15 protein-coding genes are annotated in these 16322 nt (G+C 44.6%); 3 read left to right on the top strand and 12 right to left on the bottom strand.

The window, feature by feature from the left end; all coding sequences use genetic code 11:
* Positions 1-41: 41 nt before the first annotated feature.
* Entirely contained in the window at positions 42-275 is a 234-nt protein-coding gene (locus tag ACLTWA_RS08665) for an HPr family phosphocarrier protein (RefSeq protein WP_412327302.1), read from the top strand.
* Positions 276-331: 56 nt separating this feature from the next.
* Here ACLTWA_RS08665 and thiI read toward each other — a convergent pair whose 3' ends face one another.
* The 10 genes from thiI to hrcA form a co-directional block, all read right to left on the bottom strand.
* Positions 332-1510 carry a tRNA uracil 4-sulfurtransferase ThiI gene (gene thiI, locus ACLTWA_RS08660; protein ID WP_412327301.1) on the bottom strand — a complete coding sequence of 393 codons (1179 nt, stop codon included), beginning with the start codon at positions 1508-1510 and terminating at the stop codon, positions 332-334.
* 26 nt (positions 1511-1536) lie between these two features.
* Positions 1537-2691: a cysteine desulfurase family protein gene (locus ACLTWA_RS08655; protein WP_412327300.1), complete on the bottom strand. Its 1155-nt coding sequence runs from the start codon at positions 2689-2691 to the stop codon at positions 1537-1539.
* A 63-nt stretch (positions 2692-2754) separates the two neighbouring features.
* Positions 2755-3492 carry a 16S rRNA (uracil(1498)-N(3))-methyltransferase gene (locus tag ACLTWA_RS08650; RefSeq protein WP_412327299.1) on the bottom strand — a complete coding sequence of 246 codons (738 nt, stop codon included), beginning with the start codon at positions 3490-3492 and terminating at the stop codon, positions 2755-2757.
* A 13-nt stretch (positions 3493-3505) separates the two neighbouring features.
* Positions 3506-4468, bottom strand: coding sequence for a 50S ribosomal protein L11 methyltransferase (gene prmA, locus ACLTWA_RS08645; protein ID WP_412327298.1), 963 nt, complete (start codon positions 4466-4468; stop codon positions 3506-3508).
* 10 nt (positions 4469-4478) lie between these two features.
* Entirely contained in the window at positions 4479-5222 is a 744-nt protein-coding gene (locus ACLTWA_RS08640) for a sulfite exporter TauE/SafE family protein (protein ID WP_412327297.1), read from the bottom strand.
* Positions 5223-5698: 476 nt separating this feature from the next.
* On the bottom strand, positions 5699-6262 hold the full coding sequence (locus ACLTWA_RS08635) for a glucan-binding protein (RefSeq protein WP_412327296.1): 564 nt from the start codon (positions 6260-6262) through the stop codon (positions 5699-5701).
* A 40-nt stretch (positions 6263-6302) separates the two neighbouring features.
* Complete coding sequence (gene dnaJ / locus ACLTWA_RS08630) at positions 6303-7442, bottom strand: molecular chaperone DnaJ (RefSeq protein WP_412327295.1); 1140 nt, start codon at positions 7440-7442, stop codon at positions 6303-6305.
* Positions 7443-7612: 170 nt separating this feature from the next.
* The gene (dnaK, locus tag ACLTWA_RS08625) at positions 7613-9475 is read right to left on the bottom strand and encodes a molecular chaperone DnaK (RefSeq protein WP_412327294.1); all 1863 of its coding nucleotides are present in this window, start codon (positions 9473-9475) and stop codon (positions 7613-7615) included.
* Positions 9476-9535: 60 nt separating this feature from the next.
* Complete coding sequence (grpE, locus tag ACLTWA_RS08620; RefSeq protein WP_412328106.1) at positions 9536-10171, bottom strand: nucleotide exchange factor GrpE; 636 nt, start codon at positions 10169-10171, stop codon at positions 9536-9538.
* A 17-nt stretch (positions 10172-10188) separates the two neighbouring features.
* Complete coding sequence (gene hrcA / locus ACLTWA_RS08615) at positions 10189-11238, bottom strand: heat-inducible transcriptional repressor HrcA (RefSeq protein WP_412327293.1); 1050 nt, start codon at positions 11236-11238, stop codon at positions 10189-10191.
* A gap of 266 nt (positions 11239-11504) precedes the next feature.
* On the opposite strand from hrcA, the gene ACLTWA_RS08610 reads away from it, so the two are divergent.
* The gene (locus ACLTWA_RS08610) at positions 11505-12077 is read left to right on the top strand and encodes a 3D domain-containing protein (RefSeq protein WP_412327292.1); all 573 of its coding nucleotides are present in this window, start codon (positions 11505-11507) and stop codon (positions 12075-12077) included.
* Between the two features lie 306 nt (positions 12078-12383).
* Positions 12384-13088 carry a 3D domain-containing protein gene (locus ACLTWA_RS08605; RefSeq protein ID WP_412327291.1) on the top strand — a complete coding sequence of 235 codons (705 nt, stop codon included), beginning with the start codon at positions 12384-12386 and terminating at the stop codon, positions 13086-13088.
* A gap of 115 nt (positions 13089-13203) precedes the next feature.
* Here ACLTWA_RS08605 and hemW read toward each other — a convergent pair whose 3' ends face one another.
* Together hemW and lepA are read right to left on the bottom strand one after the other, a co-directional pair.
* Positions 13204-14418: a radical SAM family heme chaperone HemW gene (hemW, locus tag ACLTWA_RS08600; protein WP_412327290.1), complete on the bottom strand. Its 1215-nt coding sequence runs from the start codon at positions 14416-14418 to the stop codon at positions 13204-13206.
* Positions 14408-16222 carry a translation elongation factor 4 gene (gene lepA / locus ACLTWA_RS08595; protein ID WP_412327289.1) on the bottom strand — a complete coding sequence of 605 codons (1815 nt, stop codon included), beginning with the start codon at positions 16220-16222 and terminating at the stop codon, positions 14408-14410. Before lepA ends, hemW begins: the two co-directional genes overlap by 11 nt.
* Positions 16223-16322: the final 100 nt, after the last annotated feature.

Below are 16322 nucleotides of genomic sequence, written 5' to 3'. Positions count from 1 at the left end.
TCCCTCAATAAAGAAAAGAGTTCATCAAAGGAGGTTTTCACATGAAAACAGTTCGTATATCTTTAAATTCCATTGACAAAGTAAAATCATTCGTAAACGATTTAACAAAATTTGACACTGACTTTGATCTTGTTTCCGGCAGATATGTGATCGACGCAAAATCTATTATGGGTATTTTCAGCCTGGATCTTTCCAAGCCAATCGACTTAAACATTCACTCCGAGAATGAAGTGGATGAAATCATCAAGGTTTTATCTCCATATATTGTAGATTAATGAAAAATCAGATTTTAAAAAAGGGGTCCGGCCTTTGATGCCGGTCCCCTTTTTCTTTAACACCAGACCTTTTCCACTGTGCTTATGGCCGTCTCAATAAGTTCTTCGATTTTCTCCGCCAGATTTTCCTCGGAACGTTTGATCATCTTTAAGCTCGGCTTTGTTACCGGGTGCTTTGCTACAAATATGGTACAGCAGTCCTCAAAGGGGAGCACAGAAGTCTCATAAGTACCGATTTTTTCTGCTACATCAACGATTTCCTGCTTGTCAAACCCGATCACCGGACGGAATACCGGGATGGTAGCCGCTGCATCGGTTGCTGCCAGCGACTGCATGGTCTGAGATGCCACCTGTCCGATGCTTTCTCCTGTAATGAGGGCGGAAGCACCGCTTTCTTCTGCCAGGCGCTCTGCGATCTGCATCATATACCGTCTCATGATGATCGTAAGCTCTTCATGAGGACATTTGTCATAGATATAAAGCTGAATATCCGTAAAATTCACAATATGAAGCCGGATCGCACCGGAGTATCTGGAAACCAGCCTTGCCAGATCCACAACCTTCTGTTTTGCGCGGTCGCTGGTATATGGCGGCGCATGGAAATAAACGGCGTCGATCTTCACTCCGCGCTTTGCGATCATGTAGCCTGCAACCGGACTGTCAATGCCGCCGGATAATAGTAGCATGGCTTTTCCATTAGTTCCTACCGGCATACCGCCCGGACCTGGAATCACATGGGAATAGATATTGATTTTATTACGCACTTCTACTTGCAGCATGACTTCCGGGTGATGGACATCCACCTTTGTCTCCGGAAATCTATCAAGAATGATTTCTCCCAAATCCCGGTTGATCTGTTCAGAATTAACCGGATATCTTTTGTTGCCTCTGCGCGTATTGACTTTAAAGGTGAACTTCTTATCCTCATAAAATTCTTCAACATAGGATAAGACCTGTTTCTTTAAATCTTCATAGCCATTGTCCTCTACCTGTACCATAGGACAGATGGCTGCTATGCCAAAGACCCGCTTTAAAGCAGAAACCACCTCATCAAAATCAAATTCTGATTCTGCCGCGGCATAAATTCTACCTGATTCCTTGGTTACTGTAAAATCTCCGTCTACTCGTTTTAAAGAATGGCGGATATTCGTTACCAGGGCATCTTCAAATAGGTAACGGTTCTTTCCCTTTACGCCAATTTCTGCGTACTTGATTAAAAATGATTTATATTGCATCTGTTGTCCTTTCTCTGAAACACTTCCTACCCTCTCTGATACCGTCTGAGCACAGGGAGAAGTTCTTTTAACTTATCAATACAGTAATCCACTTCTTCTCTCGTATTAAAAATCCCGAAGCTGAACCGAAGGGTGGAATCCAAAAGCTCCGGTTTTACACCGATTCCTTTTAATGTACCGCTGACTGCCGGGTGATTGGAGGAACAGGCCGATCCGGAAGACACATAAATCCCCTTTTCTTCCAATGCGTGCAAAAGCACTTCACTGCGGGTCCCTGCAAAGCTGGCGCTTACGATCTGAGGGGCTGATAATTCCCCGGGACAGCTGTTTACAGTCACGCCTTCTATCTCTTTTAACCGTTCGATCATATAATCCTTTAGATCCATAAGAGCCTGAACCTTCTTTGAATGGTCCGTATACATGATTTTAGCTGCAACGGCAAAGCCTGCGATCCCCGGAACATTCTCCGTACCGGAACGCATACCTCTTTGCTGTCCTCCGCCGTAGATCAGGGGCCTGATCTTCACGTTCTGGTCAATATACAAAAATCCCACGCCCTTTGGACCATGGATCTTATGAGAGCTGACCGACAAAAGATCGATGCCCTGACGCTTGGGACGTATGACGAATTTCCCATAGGCCTGAATGCCATCCACATGGAAGACAATGGCAGGATTCTTCTTTTTTATTACCTTTGAAATGGCTTCAATAGGTTCCACCGCACCAATCTCATTGTTTACATACATGATCGAAACCAGGATCGTCTCCGGGCGGATGGCGGCTTCCAGTTCTTTAAGAGAAATGTGTCCCTGAGAATCAACCGGAAGGTAGGTAACGGAAAACCCCTGTTCCTCTAAAAATGACAGAGGATTATACACGGAGGCATGCTCAATACCGGTGCTGATAATATGGTTCCCGGCCCGTTTATTTGCCATAGCCGTTTCAATCAAAGCCATATTATTGGACTCGGAACCGCCGGAGGTAAAAACGATCTCCTTTGGTGCAACCTTTAACGTATTGGCAATGGTCTCTGCCGCCTCTTTGATATACTGCTCCGCTTCCATTCCTTTTTTATGTTTTGCAGAAGGATTGCCATAATCCTCCGTCATAGTCTTTAAAACTATATCCTTAACCGGCTCCAGTACTTTTGTAGTAGCCGAATTATCAAAATAAACTTCCATCTATGTTTTATTTCACTCCTTTTCCAGGCAAACAGCAACAAACCGGCTGCCAGGAAGCTGTCTCTAAGGTTCCAGTAAAAATGACAGCACCGATAATACGGAAAGACCGGCTGTTTCGGTTCTTAAAATCCGTTTTCCCAGAGTAATCGGTCTGGCACCAAAGCTTTTTGCAAGTTCTATTTCCGAATCTTCAAAGCCGCCTTCCGGCCCGATAAATATCCCTGCATTCATTCCAGGCTTTATGGCGGAAAGGATCTGTCTTGTTTCTTCCATGCCCTTTGCATGTTCAAACGGAATCACTGTCATATCAAATTCTTTTGAAAGGGCAAGAGCTTTTTCAAAGGTCATGACTCCGGCAACCTCAGGCACGATCAGCCTTCCGGACTGTTTGGCCGCACTTTCTGAGACCGCACTCCATCGGCGGAGCTTTGATTCTTCTTTCTTTTTATCTAATTTCACTACCGTACGTCTGGTTTCTACCGGAACAATCTGGTAGACTCCAAGCTCCACGGCTTTCTGGATAATAAATTCCATCTTATCACTCTTTGGAAGCCCCTGAAACAGGTAAATTTTTGCAGGCAGTTCCTTTCCTGCCTCATCTACAGACAGGATCCTGGCTATGACTTCTGTAGAGGTCACTGATACGATCTCACACAGATAATCCTTATCCACACCATTGCTGATTAAGACTTCTTCCCCGGCACCCATGCGCAGAACATTCTTCATATGGTTCACATCCGGGCCGGTGATACGGATGCTGTCTTCTCCGATCTGGTCCTGATGAATAAAAAAGTGATACATCTTATCCCTCTTTCTATTTTTTTCTGACCGTTACGGAAACCCATTCTCCCTGATAGGTGATCTCCACCAGCTCAAAGGCCTGATTTTCAGCAAATGCTTTCTTCACCGCTTCTTCCTTCATATTAATGATACCGGAAGTGATAAAAATACCGCCTTTTTTTATGTGAACAGGAATTTCCTTCTGAAGCAGAATAATAATGTCCGCCAGAATGTTTGCCACAACCACATCATAGGCTTCAAAACCGACTTTTTTCTGAACTTCTTCGTCATCAATGATATTTCCTTTTAAAACATGGAACTTTTCCGGCGGGATTTGGTTGGCTTCCATATTTTCCTTTACGGCAACGATGGCGTTCTCATCAAGGTCCGTTCCAAACACCTCTTTTGCGCCCAGCTTCAACCCGGTGATTCCAAGAATTCCGCTTCCGGTTCCTACATCAAGAAGCTTTGTTTCCGGTGTTACGTATTTTTTAAGCTGCCGGATACAAAGCTGTGTTGTCTCATGCTGCCCGGTTCCGAATGCCGTACCTGGATCGATCTCGATCAAAAGCTTGTCCTCATGTTCCTTTGGAACCTCTTCCCAGGTAGGCTTGATCAGAATATCGTCAACGGTGAATGGTTTAAAGTACTGCTTCCAGTTATTGATCCAGTCCTTATCTTCCGTTTCCCCTGATTCCATGGTACAGGCGCCCAGATCCGTAAACATGGAAAGCTCAGAAAGTCCTTCCTCCACCCGTTTTAACATCTCTTCAATATTAACGCCAGAATCAGGATCCAGATAAAAGCTCACCTTTGCAACCCCTTCATCCGGCGGAAGTTCCGGCAGGATATCAATGAACATTCCTTTCGTCTCCGCTTCCGTAAGAGGCGTATTATCCTCAATCTCAATTCCTTCTATTCCAATTTCATCAAACATGCTGCTGATTAAATCTACAGCTTCCGTTGTTGTTGTCAGTGTAAACTTTTTCCATCTCATAACAATCTTCCTATCCTTTTATAATTTTCAAAAACAGGCAGAGGAGCACCAGAAGTACCACAGGGCGCACGATCTTCAATCCGTTTTTTACGACAAGTCCTGACCCGATGTAATGACCTGCAATGCAGAAAAGCCCGGATGCAAGGCCCAAAGGGATCAAAACCTTTCCATTTATTAAAAATGTCACCAGCGCGGCGATGTTAGAGGACAGATTGATCACCTTTGTCGTACCGGAAGCATTTCTTACATTCATTTTAGCAAGACCGGTCAGTAAAAGCAGTAAAAATGTGCCGGTTCCCGGTCCATAAAATCCATCGTAACATCCTACCACCAAAGCGGCTCCCATGCTGATGAGCATCTGCTTTTTATGGGATATGATGATTTCTTTCACATCTCCCATATTTTTATTCTTAAGAACATAGAAAGCCACAACCGGAAGTACCACAATCATCATGCCTTTTAATACCCCTTCGCTGGCAAGCAATGATAAATGAGCTCCTATGACAGAACCGATGACTGCAAATAAAGCTGCAAGCAATGACAGCTTGCTATTGATAAATCCATTTTTTGCAAAACGGGCCGTTGATATAACCGTTCCCATAGTAGAACTCATCTTATTGGTTCCAAGGGCCATATGAGGCGGTATTCCTGCTGCCATGAAGGCCGGCAGGGAGATTAACCCTCCTCCCCCTGCAATGGAATCAATAAAGCCTGCAAGAAAAACAAGGGGACACACGATCAGATACTGGTACATATAAAGGTTCCTTTCTTTTGTCCAAACTAAACCACATGATATCATAACATACAATGAAATTGGTTGCAAGCGTATAAAATCACGGGACTTTTCCTGTATTTTCTACTTTTAAAAAAAATTTTAAAAAATTTCAATAAAAGATGCAATAAAAATATAATCTGGTGCATTAACTAATTGAACGGATGAAAAAGACTTCTGTTTCATTCCGGGAACAAGGGCAAAAAACATATCAAGTAAACGAAATTCCTTGATGCATTACACCCCATCACACCCGCCTGAGTTTCCGGAACTGAAACAGAATCTGTTTTCACAAAATTACAATCACATGTAATAAGAAATTGTAATAAATAAAAGCAGGGGATATATCTGATGATTGAAGCATTCAAAAAATCAGATATATCCCCTGCTTTTTATTTTTGTTTCAAAAAAAGGAAAAGGCACAACAGAATGATCTCTGTCATACCTTTTTCACATTTTTATTTTAAGGCACCATCTTCCCCCACCTGATACCCGTCAGGCGTCACCGTATTGACAAGCAGCTTTCCTAAAGAACCATCGGACATGGTATTAAAATAATAGGCCCTGCCTTCGATGATCTGCCAGCCAATCCGCATGGAACCCAAAGTTCCGTCATCCACCGGATTTAAATAAAACCTGTTACCGTTCTGATCCGTAAACCAGCCGGTCTGCATATGACCGCCCTGATCAAACCGGTACCATCTTCCATCAATGTACTTCCAGCCGTTGGAAGGCCAGGTTCCGTCGCTGTACTGGAACCACCAGCCGCCTGGGCTGTAACGCCATCCCCGTTCATAGCTATAGCTTCCCGGGCCATCATCGTCATCATCTTCCTCCTCGTCATCCCAGCAGTCAGATGAAAAACTCCCCTCAATCGGGCCCTGAAACGTGGTACCGGAACCATGAAAGCCTGGAAAATTCCGGATTTCCTGTGACTCGTCAGCCAGCGCATTCTTCGGTAATAAAATCCCAAGAATCACAAAGGCTGCTGCAAGTGCCAGTTTTCTCTGAAACTTTTTCATTCTTTCCCTTTCTTCTCCAATCATGTATCAGTCCGGAAATCTATTTAAAAAGTCCTTTCTTTTTATGCTTCTCTCCTTCGCCGATGCCGTTCATGGCATCTTCAAACTTGCGAAGAGCCTCCTTCTGGGCTTCTGTCATGCGCTCCGGTACCTGAACGACCAAAGTTACATAATGATCCCCGCGAACCGCACGGTTTCTCAGAGTTGGGACTCCTTTTCCTTTCAAACGGACCTTAGTGTCAGTCTGTGTTCCTGCTTTTACTTCATATTCCACCTCGCCATCCACGGTCTTAATACGGATGGTTCCTCCTAATGCTGCAGTTGCAAAGGAAATCGGAACGGTTGAAAAGATGTTGGTATCCTGACGCTTGAAGATCGGATGGTTTGACACAACAACCTCCACCAAAAGATCTCCCCGTTCTCCGCCATTGGTACCTGGCTCTCCGGCTCCAGCCAGACGCACGGCCTGACCGTTGTCAACTCCTGCCGGAACATTGACTTTTATTTTCTTTCTCTTTGTAATGTAACCGGTTCCATAACAGTCCGGACATTTATCTTTAATGATTTTCCCTGTTCCTCCGCAATCCGGACAGGTCTGTACATTCTGCACCTGACCAAAGAAAGACTGCTGTGTGTACATGATCTTTCCTTTTCCGTTACATTTCGGACATGTCACAGGGGAAGTTCCTGCCCTTGCACCGCTTCCATGACAGGAAGCGCACTCTTCTTTAAAATTGATCTCAATCTCTTTTTCGCAGCCAAAAATCGCCTCTTCAAAGGTGATCCGGATGCTGGTTCTGACATTGGCACCTCTTGATGGCCCATTGTAATGGGCGCTGCTTCTACCGCGTCCACCGCCAAAAATATCTCCGAATATGTCTCCGAATATATCTCCCATATCAGCTCCGCCAAAATCAAACCCTCCGAATCCGCCGGCTCCTGCACTTCCGTCAAAAGCGGCTGATCCAAACTGGTCATACTGGCGTCTCTTTTCAGGATCACTTAATACACTGTAAGCTTCGGAAGCCTGTTTAAACTTCTCCGCTGCCACAGCATCTCCGGAATTCGTGTCAGGATGGTATTTCTTAGCCAATGCCCTGTAAGCTTTCTTAAGCGCTGCGTCATCCGCATCTCTGGGAACGCCCAGGATCTCATAATAATCTTTTTTACTCTCTGCCATCTTAGGTCTACCTTTCATAAACTAAGGAAGTCCGGCAGGACACAGCCTGCCGAACGGATAAGCTCCCTTAAGCTTTGCCTGCACCAGTTTTTATAGAACTTACGCCTGTAGAAAAAGTGCTGTATCACTACAACACTTTTTCCACAGCCCTGTCAATCGACCAGACTAGTTTACACCTCTTTGTAATCACCGTCAACTACATCGCTGTCCTGATAGGATGCATCTGCTGCTCCCATATCAGGGCCTGCGCCTGCTGCTCCGCCCTGTGCCTGTGCCTGCTCATAAACCTTTGCAAACAGTGCCTGTGCGCTGGTCATCAGTTTTTCCTTGCCGGCCTTAATATCTTCGACCTGAGCATCGGTCATCTCATCGATAGGAGCTCTGTTGATCGCTTCTTTTAAGGCATTTAAGTCTGCTTCGACCACTGCTTTATCGTTGGCATCGATCTTATCTCCGACTTCCTGCAGAGCTTTCTCTGTCTGGAATACCAGGGAATCCGCATCATTTCTGGCATCAATGCCTTCTTTGCGTTTCTTATCCTGTGCTTCATATTCAGCTGCTTCCTTCACTGCCTTTTCGATATCAGCATCTGACATGTTAGAGCCGGAAGTAATGGTGATGTGCTGTTCTTTTCCGGTTCCCAAATCTTTTGCAGAAACATTTACAATACCGTTGGCATCGATATCGAAAGTAACCTCGATCTGCGGAACACCTCTTCTTGCAGGCGGAATTCCATCAAGACGGAACTGGCCTAAGGTCTTATTGTCTCTTGCAAACTGTCTTTCTCCCTGTACTACATGGATATCAACGGCAGTCTGGTTGTCTGCTGCAGTGGAGAAAATCTGGCTCTTCTTTGTAGGAATCGTAGTATTTCTTTCAATCAGTTTGGTAGCTACACCGCCCATTGTCTCGATGGACAGGGAAAGTGGAGTTACGTCTAACAGAAGAATATCACCTGCACCTGCATCACCTGCAAGCTTACCGCCCTGGATGCTTGCACCGATGGCAACACATTCATCAGGATTCAGGGATTTGGAAGGCTCCTTGCCTGTCAGCTGTTTTACCTTTTCCTGAGCTGCCAGCATACGGGTGGAACCACCGACTAAGAGCACCTTTCCTAAATCGCTTGTGGAGATACCTGCATCTTTTAATGCATTCTGAACCGGAATGGTAGAACGCTCAATAAGGTCTGCAGTCAATTCATCAAATTTCGCTCTGGTCAAGTTCATATCCAGATGTTTTGGTCCTTCTGCAGTAGCAGTAATGAACGGAAGGTTGATGTTGGTAGTCGTAGAGGAAGAAAGTTCTTTCTTTGCTTTCTCTGCTGCTTCCTTTAATCTCTGCATTGCCATCTTGTCACCGGACAAGTCAACGCCTTCTGCCTTCTTAAATTCATCTACCATCCACTGGGTAATACGGTTATCAAAATCATCACCGCCAAGGAATGTATCTCCATTGGTAGAAAGCACTTCGATTACACCGTCACCAATTTCAATAACAGAAACATCAAAGGTACCGCCGCCTAAATCGTATACCATGATCTTCTGTTCTTTTTCATTGTCAAGGCCGTATGCCAGAGCTGCTGCTGTCGGCTCGTTGATGATACGTTTTACATCAAGACCGGCAATCTTACCGGCATCTTTGGTTGCCTGACGCTGAGCATCGTTAAAGTAAGCCGGAACAGTGATCACTGCTTCTGTTACTTTTTCTCCTAAATAAGCCTCTGCATCTGCTTTTAATTTCTGAAGAATCATTGCAGAAATCTCCTGAGGACTGTAGCTCTTGCCATCAATGGTCACTTTATAATCAGTACCCATATGTCTCTTGATGGAAGAGATGGTGCGGTCCGCATTTGTAACTGCCTGACGTTTTGCAGGCTCTCCTACCAGTCTTTCTCCATTCTTTGTAAATGCAACGACAGACGGAGTTGTTCTTACACCTTCACTGTTAGGGATTACGACTGGTTTACCGCCTTCCATAACGGCTACACAGCTATTTGTTGTACCTAAGTCAATACCAATGATCTTGCCCATAGTTTTTTCCTCCTATTTATGAAACAAATGTAATATGTTATCTGATTTTATGATCTATTGTTAATTAGCTACCTGCACCATGGAGTGTCTTACCACAGTGTCCCGGTAGGTATAACCCTTTTGAAGCTCCTGGGCCACTATATTCTCTCCCAGGGATTCATCTTCAATGTGCATCACTGCATTGTGGAAATTAGGATCAAACGGCATTCCAACCGCTTCAATGGGTTTTACGCCTGCATCCTCCAATGCTTTTACAAGCTGCTTGTAAATCTTTTCCATTCCTTCTGCAAAGGGCGTTGCCTTTTCCTCTTCCGGAATTGCGGCCAAACCTCTTTCAAAATTATCAACGACCGGTAAAATCCGTTCGATGATGTCTTTTGCTCCGATTTCAAACATGGCTGACTTTTCTTTTTCTGTTCTCTTTCTATAGTTGTCAAATTCAGCCATACTTCTTTGCAGACGGTCTGTCAGCTCTTCAATCTTGTCATCCTTTGGATCATTCTTCTCTTTCTTTTTACCAAAAAAGCCTTTTTTTCCGGCTTCGCTTTTGGCACTGTCCTCTTCCTTTTGATCTGTCTCAGAAGGAGTCTCTTCCGGACAGGCCTCTGTGTCTTCTATCTCTTTTTCAGAGGAAACAGCATCTTCCGGATTAACGGCCTCGTCTGCCAGCTTTTCATCTGCTTTTACATCTTCCATGCTCAATGTTCTACCCTCTACCTTTCATCTTTTTTCAATATTGTATCCAACTGCGTCATTAAATTACGCAGAGTGCTTAAAACCTTTTCATAATCCATGCGCTTTGGACCAATAATACCAATGGTACCGCGAAGTCCTTCTCCAAGCTCATAATTAGCGGTTACAATGCTGCAGTCTTTCATATTCTTAACAGGCGCTTCATCGCCGATGTATACCTGTATTCCGGAATTTTCTTCTGAGCCGTTGACATCATCAACCAGTTCCTGAAGAAGTTCTTTCTGTTCCAGGGTTCCAATCAGCTTGCTTGCCTTATCTCCATCGCTTAATTCGGGATATTTAAAAATATTGGTTGCACCGCTGGTATAAATCTGAAGATCTTCATCATCTGCACGAATGGCTGCTGCCACTTCCGTAAGCACACAGTCAACGACCTCTGAATGAGGACCGGCCTGAAATTTCAGCCTGCTGATGACATCAAGATTGATTTCTTCTATACTTAGTCCGTTTAAGGCACTGTTTAGAAGAATGTTAAGATTTAAAAGTGCTTCCTCTTCCAATTCCTTTTGAATGGGAATTATGGTATTCTTTATAATGTTCCCCTCAATGACGATGACCACAAGAAGCTTCCTTTCATCCACTTTGGAAAGCTGTATAAACTTCAGCTTGTTCCGCTGATACTGGGGAGCGCTTATCATGGCTGCGTAATTGGTGTTCTGGGCTAAAAGCTTTGCCATCTGTTTTAACAGAAGCTCCACCCGGTCCACTCTCTTTAGCATCAGATCCTTGATTTCAGTAACTTCTTCTTCCTTTTCCTGCATGATCTGATCTACATAAAACCGATATCCTCTGTCAGAGGGAATTCTGCCTGCCGAAGTATGGGGCTGCATGATATAGCCCAGTTCCTCCAAGTCAGACATCTCATTACGGATTGTGGCGGAGCTTAAATGCAAATCCGTATACTTTGAAATCGTACGGGATCCAACCGGTTCCCCGGTTTCCAGATAAGTTTTAATTATCGCTTTTAAGATCGTCACTTTCCGTTCATCAAGCTGATCTTTATCTTTCAAACTGCCACGCTCCTTTCCTGAGTTGTTATTAGCACTCAACGTTTAGGAGTGCTAACATCTTCTTTTCATAATATATGCTTTTTTTCAACATTTGTCAATACATTCCCATAAAAAAATTCCGTTAAGTTTTTGTGACTGCTTTCTACATTTTTTCTCATTCTTCAAGCATTTATTACAAAGCTATTGACAATTTATGCTTGACATTTAACACTTTTGTAATATAATAGTAAATGATACACCAAAACAACACGATTGCGAGGTAAATCATGAAGTGTTTTTTAAGTAAATTACGAATCACTGGACTCCTGACATTCCTTTGTATCCTGCTGTTATCTACAACTGCAATGGCAGAAGAAGTTTCGGGAAAAGAAAAGACTGCAGAGGATGTATCGTCCGAAAGTGTCCAAACAGATAAGCAAACCATAAAAAACGAAACAGGAAGCGAAGAAAGCTCTGAAAGCGAAAAAGCAGCGGAGAAAGAAATCGGACCTGGTATAAAGGAAGAAACAGAACCACCAAAAACAGAGCCAGCTGGACCTGTTTATGAAAAAGGAGCATCACTGGGACTTTTTTCTGCTACTGCCTATTGCCCCAGCAAGAGCGGTAAGATCGGCCGGACTTACTCCGGAACCATACCGAAAGCAGGACATACGCTTTCCGCAGACATCACGCTCCTGCCGATTGGCACGAAGGTCATGATCGATGATGTGGTCTACACAGTAGAAGATACCGGAAGCAGCATCAAAGGAAATAAGATTGATATTTTCTTTGGCAGCCGGGAAGAAGCACTGAACTTTGGAAGACAGACAAAGGAATTATTTGCAGTGACTGTGAAATAATTCAAGTCCATATGGCGCCCAGAAAAGCGAGTTGTTCGCTTTCTGAGGTGCTTTTTTTATTGTACGGAAAAGTTCCTCCGATCTTTCTTAATTTTACAAAAAAACACCTTCCAGCTCTTTTATATCATACAAAGCACTTGGCGCAGGAATGCAATGGACAGAATTTTTTATATGGATAAGATTGACAAATCCGGAAAAAAGTGTAAAATATGTACTTATCTCTCATTTATTACAAATGTGTTACATATAATTATAATATCATTAAATTATATTACGGTTTGTTAAAAGAAAGGAAGTACCTGAAATATGCAAAAAAGAAAGAATATCCAACGGTTCCTCGGAACTTTACTAATGATGGTATCTGTATTTCTAAGTACATTCGACGCTTATGCCCTTCCGGTAACTGGTATCATTGACGGGGCCGATGAAAAAAGTGTCAGGGGCTGGGCATTAAACAGTTCCGATCCTTCCGTACCGGTTGATGTAAAGGTGGTCATTCTCAATCAAACCAGCGGACAGGTTGCCGCAGAGCTTTACACCACCGCTTCCCTGCACCGGGAAGATTTAACGGAACAGGGGACCGGGGGGTACGGATTTGAAGTAAGCGTTCCCTGGGACAGCTATGGTAACGGCACCTACCTGATCGAAGCCTTTGCAGCAGGGCAGAAGCTTTCTGGCACCAAAGTCCATGGGGTCGGTGTTACAGCTCCTGTTACCACTCTCCGTTCCTTAGGCATTTTCCGTACCACTGCCTACTGTCCCTGCAGACAATGCTCCGGGAAATGGGGCGGACTTACGAGCACCGGAACCATTGCCACCGCAAACCATACCATCTCTGTGGACCCCCGCGTGATCCCTTACGGAAGCCGTCTGATGATCGGCGGTGTTCTTTACACCGCGGAAGACTGCGGAGGCGGAGTAAAGGGGCGGCATGTTGATATCTTTTTTAATACCCATGGAGAGACCCGCGGATATGGCTCCCGGAATGTAGAAGTTTATCTGGTACAGTAATTGGACACATACCTCCTCCTTTCTGAAAGAAAGCCATGAAAAAACAGGCGATTGAAGCAATATAGAGTTCTACTCCATTTGCTGCTATGCCTGTTTTTTATTCCTGAAAACAAATTTATAACAGGAACTGACTCATTACATAATTGCTCAGGTCAATCCCCCGTGTGGTCAGACGGTAATACCCGTCTTTAAATTCCATTAAACCATCCCGCTCCAGCCCTTCAAGGATATGTCCATACACATTCCGGATATTCTGACCAAAATTACTTACAAATCCGTGAGCGGAAACTCCTCTTGTAAGACGCAGCCCCAAAAACATATACTCTTCCATCTTTTCATCAATGCCGAGCCGTTCAAATTCCTGCCGAAGCACCCGGTTAAAATCTTCCTCCTGATGAAAATGGGCACTGCGGTAATCGTTTAAATCAGCAGTGTTGTGGAACCGGCAGCCATTCATATAAGAAGATGCTCCCAGCCCAAGGCCGAGATATTCTATGCCGGTCCAGTAGCCAATATTATGCCTGCATTCATATCCCTTTTTGGAATAGTTGGAGATTTCATACCGGTTATAGCCCTGCTCTTTTAAAAAATCCCGGGTCAAATAATACATTTCCCTTTCGGAATCCTCATCCGGCAGATCCGGCAAAGCCATTAAATGACGGCGTTCCTCTGCAGTCATGGCAGGGCTTTCCATTTCCACATGCTTCCCGTAACGGTCGTAGAACGGAGTTCCTTCTTCCACGATGAGGCTATAGGCAGATATATGCTCCGGTTTTAACATGGTCACCTTTTTTAAGGTGTTCTTCCAGGATTCCACAGTCTGCCCGGGAATTGCCGAAATAAGGTCCACATTCACATTATCAAAGCCTGCCATACGAACCCGCTGATAACTTTTCAAAAATTCGTCATAGGTATGAATTCTTCCAAGATAGCGCAGCTCCTTATCATCAGCAGACTGTAAGCCTACGCTGATACGGTTGACGCCTGCACTGCGGTATAAGGAAAGCCCTTCCGCCGTAACGGTGCCGGGATTTGCCTCCAGGGTTATCTCTGCTTCCGGGTGAATATCAAAGTGGGTCTTTATGGCAGTAAGAAGGGAAACCATATCTTCTGCCTTTAATATAGAAGGAGTCCCTCCTCCTATGAATACACTGACCACCTGATAATCTCCGGCACCAGCACTCTGATATTCTATCTCTTCCAATAACTTATCCGTGTAATCCCGCTGCATCTGCACATTTCCCGGAAATGAAAGGAAATCACAGTAAGCACATTTGCGTGCACAGAACGGAATATGCACGTAGACCTCCAAATTCTTTTTATTCATCATCTAATTTCAGTACGCTCATAAATGCCTTCTGCGGTATTTCCACATTACCCACCTGGCGCATACGTTTTTTACCTTCCTTCTGCTTTTCAAGAAGTTTTTTCTTACGTGAAATATCGCCGCCGTAGCATTTGGCAAGGACGTCTTTTCTCATAGCCTTAACGGTTTCACGGGCAATGATCTTGCCGCCGATGGCAGCCTGTATTGGGATTTCAAAAAGCTGTCTTGGGATTTCATCCTTTAACTTCTCACACATTCTTCTGCCTCTGTCGTAGGCGGATTCTGCATGGACGATAAAGGACAAGGCATCCACTTCTTCCTTATTCACAAGTATATCCAGCTTTACAAGCTCCGAACGCTCATAACCTTTCAGTTCATAGTCAAAGGAGGCATAGCCTCTGGAACGGGATTTTAAAGCATCAAAGAAATCATAGATGATCTCATTGAGAGGAAGCTCATATTTTAACATGGCTCTTGTGGCTTCCATATATTCCATACCAAGGTAAACGCCCCGGCGCTCCTGGCAAAGCTTCATGATAGCGCCCACAAATTCTGTGGTCACCATAATCTCTGCGCTGACAATGGGCTCTTCCATATATTCGATTTCCGCAGGGTCCGGAAGATTGGAGGGGTTTGTAAGCTCCAGCATTTCACCGTTCCTTTTGTACACCCGGTACACAACACTGGGAGCTGTGGTCACAAGATCAAGATTGTATTCTCTTTCCAAACGTTCCTGGATTACTTCCAGATGCAGGAGTCCTAAAAATCCGCACCGGAAACCAAATCCAAGGGCCAGAGAGGTCTCCGGCTCGAAAAACAGAGAGGCGTCATTTAACTGAAGCTTTTCCAGTGCTTCCCGCAGATCATTATAGCGTGCTCCATCGGCAGGATAGAGTCCGCAATAAACCATGGAGGTTACTTTCTTATAACCGGAAAGAGGCTCGCTGCACGGCCTGCCTGCATGGGTAATGGTATCACCTACCGCCGTTTCCTTCACGTTCTTGATGCTGGCAGCCAGATAACCTACCATGCCTGCACTCAGTTCCTCACAGGGAATAAACTGGCCGGCTCCGAAGTAGCCCACTTCCACCACGTCCTCCACCGCACCGGTTGCCATCATAAGCACTTTATCACCCTTTTTTAAGGTTCCTTCCTTCACACGGAAGAATACGATAACTCCCTTGTAGGAATCATAGAAAGAGTCAAAGATCAGGGCTTTTAAAGGTGCATCAGGATCACCGGCCGGAGCAGGGATCTTTTCAACGATGGCCTCTAACACATCCTCCACATTCAATCCGGTCTTTGCCGATACCCGGGGAGCATCCTGGGCTTCGATTCCTATAACGTCCTCGATTTCCTGCACCACACGGTCCGGCTCTGCACTTGGCAGGTCGATCTTATTTAAAACCGGAAACACGTCAAGGTTATGATCCAGTGCCATATAGACATTGGCCAGTGTCTGTGCCTCGATTCCCTGGGAAGCATCCACAACCAGGATCGCACCGTCACAGGCCGCAAGACTTCTGGATACCTCATAATTAAAATCCACATGACCCGGTGTATCGATCATGTTAAAGATATACTCTTCCCCGTCCTTTGCTTTATAAACGGTACGTACCGCCTGTGCTTTGATGGTGATTCCCCGTTCCCGTTCCAAATCCATATTATCAAGCACCTGAGCCTGCATCTCCCGGCTGGTAAGCAGTCCTGTTTTTTCTATAATTCTGTCTGCAAGGGTTGATTTCCCGTGATCAATATGAGCGATAATACAAAAATTACGTATCTTATTCTGCTGGGCAGCTGCCATAAAGTTAACTCCTCTTTTCTGATGATTCTGAACAGTTCCAGCACTTTCCGTAACAAAAGACAAGCCGCCAGAATCCTGTGATATCTATAAAAATATACCA

Origin of the sequence: Lacrimispora sp. (assembly GCF_046972725.1) — a bacterium.
GTDB lineage: Bacteria > Bacillota > Clostridia > Lachnospirales > Lachnospiraceae > Lacrimispora.
Note: the sequence above shows the minus strand (reverse complement) of the source record. Positions and strands in the feature narration are given on the sequence as shown.

Bases quoted from the DNA above. Each gene is read 5' to 3' on its own strand.
- ACLTWA_RS08665 (WP_412327302.1), top strand. From the start codon at position 42: ATGAAAACAGTTCGTATATCTTTAAATTCCATTGACAAAGTAAAATCA.
- thiI (WP_412327301.1), bottom strand. From the start codon at position 1,510: ATGCAATATAAATCATTTTTAATCAAGTACGCAGAAATTGGCGTAAAG.
- ACLTWA_RS08655 (WP_412327300.1), bottom strand. From the start codon at position 2,691: ATGGAAGTTTATTTTGATAATTCGGCTACTACAAAAGTACTGGAGCCG.
- ACLTWA_RS08650 (WP_412327299.1), bottom strand. From the start codon at position 3,492: ATGTATCACTTTTTTATTCATCAGGACCAGATCGGAGAAGACAGCATC.
- prmA (WP_412327298.1), bottom strand. From the start codon at position 4,468: ATGAGATGGAAAAAGTTTACACTGACAACAACAACGGAAGCTGTAGAT.
- ACLTWA_RS08640 (WP_412327297.1), bottom strand. From the start codon at position 5,222: ATGTACCAGTATCTGATCGTGTGTCCCCTTGTTTTTCTTGCAGGCTTT.
- ACLTWA_RS08635 (WP_412327296.1), bottom strand. From the start codon at position 6,262: ATGAAAAAGTTTCAGAGAAAACTGGCACTTGCAGCAGCCTTTGTGATT.
- dnaJ (WP_412327295.1), bottom strand. From the start codon at position 7,442: ATGGCAGAGAGTAAAAAAGATTATTATGAGATCCTGGGCGTTCCCAGA.
- dnaK (WP_412327294.1), bottom strand. From the start codon at position 9,475: ATGGGCAAGATCATTGGTATTGACTTAGGTACAACAAATAGCTGTGTA.
- grpE (WP_412328106.1), bottom strand. From the start codon at position 10,171: ATGGAAGATGTAAAAGCAGATGAAAAGCTGGCAGACGAGGCCGTTAAT.
- ACLTWA_RS08610 (WP_412327292.1), top strand. From the start codon at position 11,505: ATGAAGTGTTTTTTAAGTAAATTACGAATCACTGGACTCCTGACATTC.
- ACLTWA_RS08605 (WP_412327291.1), top strand. From the start codon at position 12,384: ATGCAAAAAAGAAAGAATATCCAACGGTTCCTCGGAACTTTACTAATG.
- hemW (WP_412327290.1), bottom strand. From the start codon at position 14,418: ATGATGAATAAAAAGAATTTGGAGGTCTACGTGCATATTCCGTTCTGT.
- lepA (WP_412327289.1), bottom strand. From the start codon at position 16,222: ATGGCAGCTGCCCAGCAGAATAAGATACGTAATTTTTGTATTATCGCT.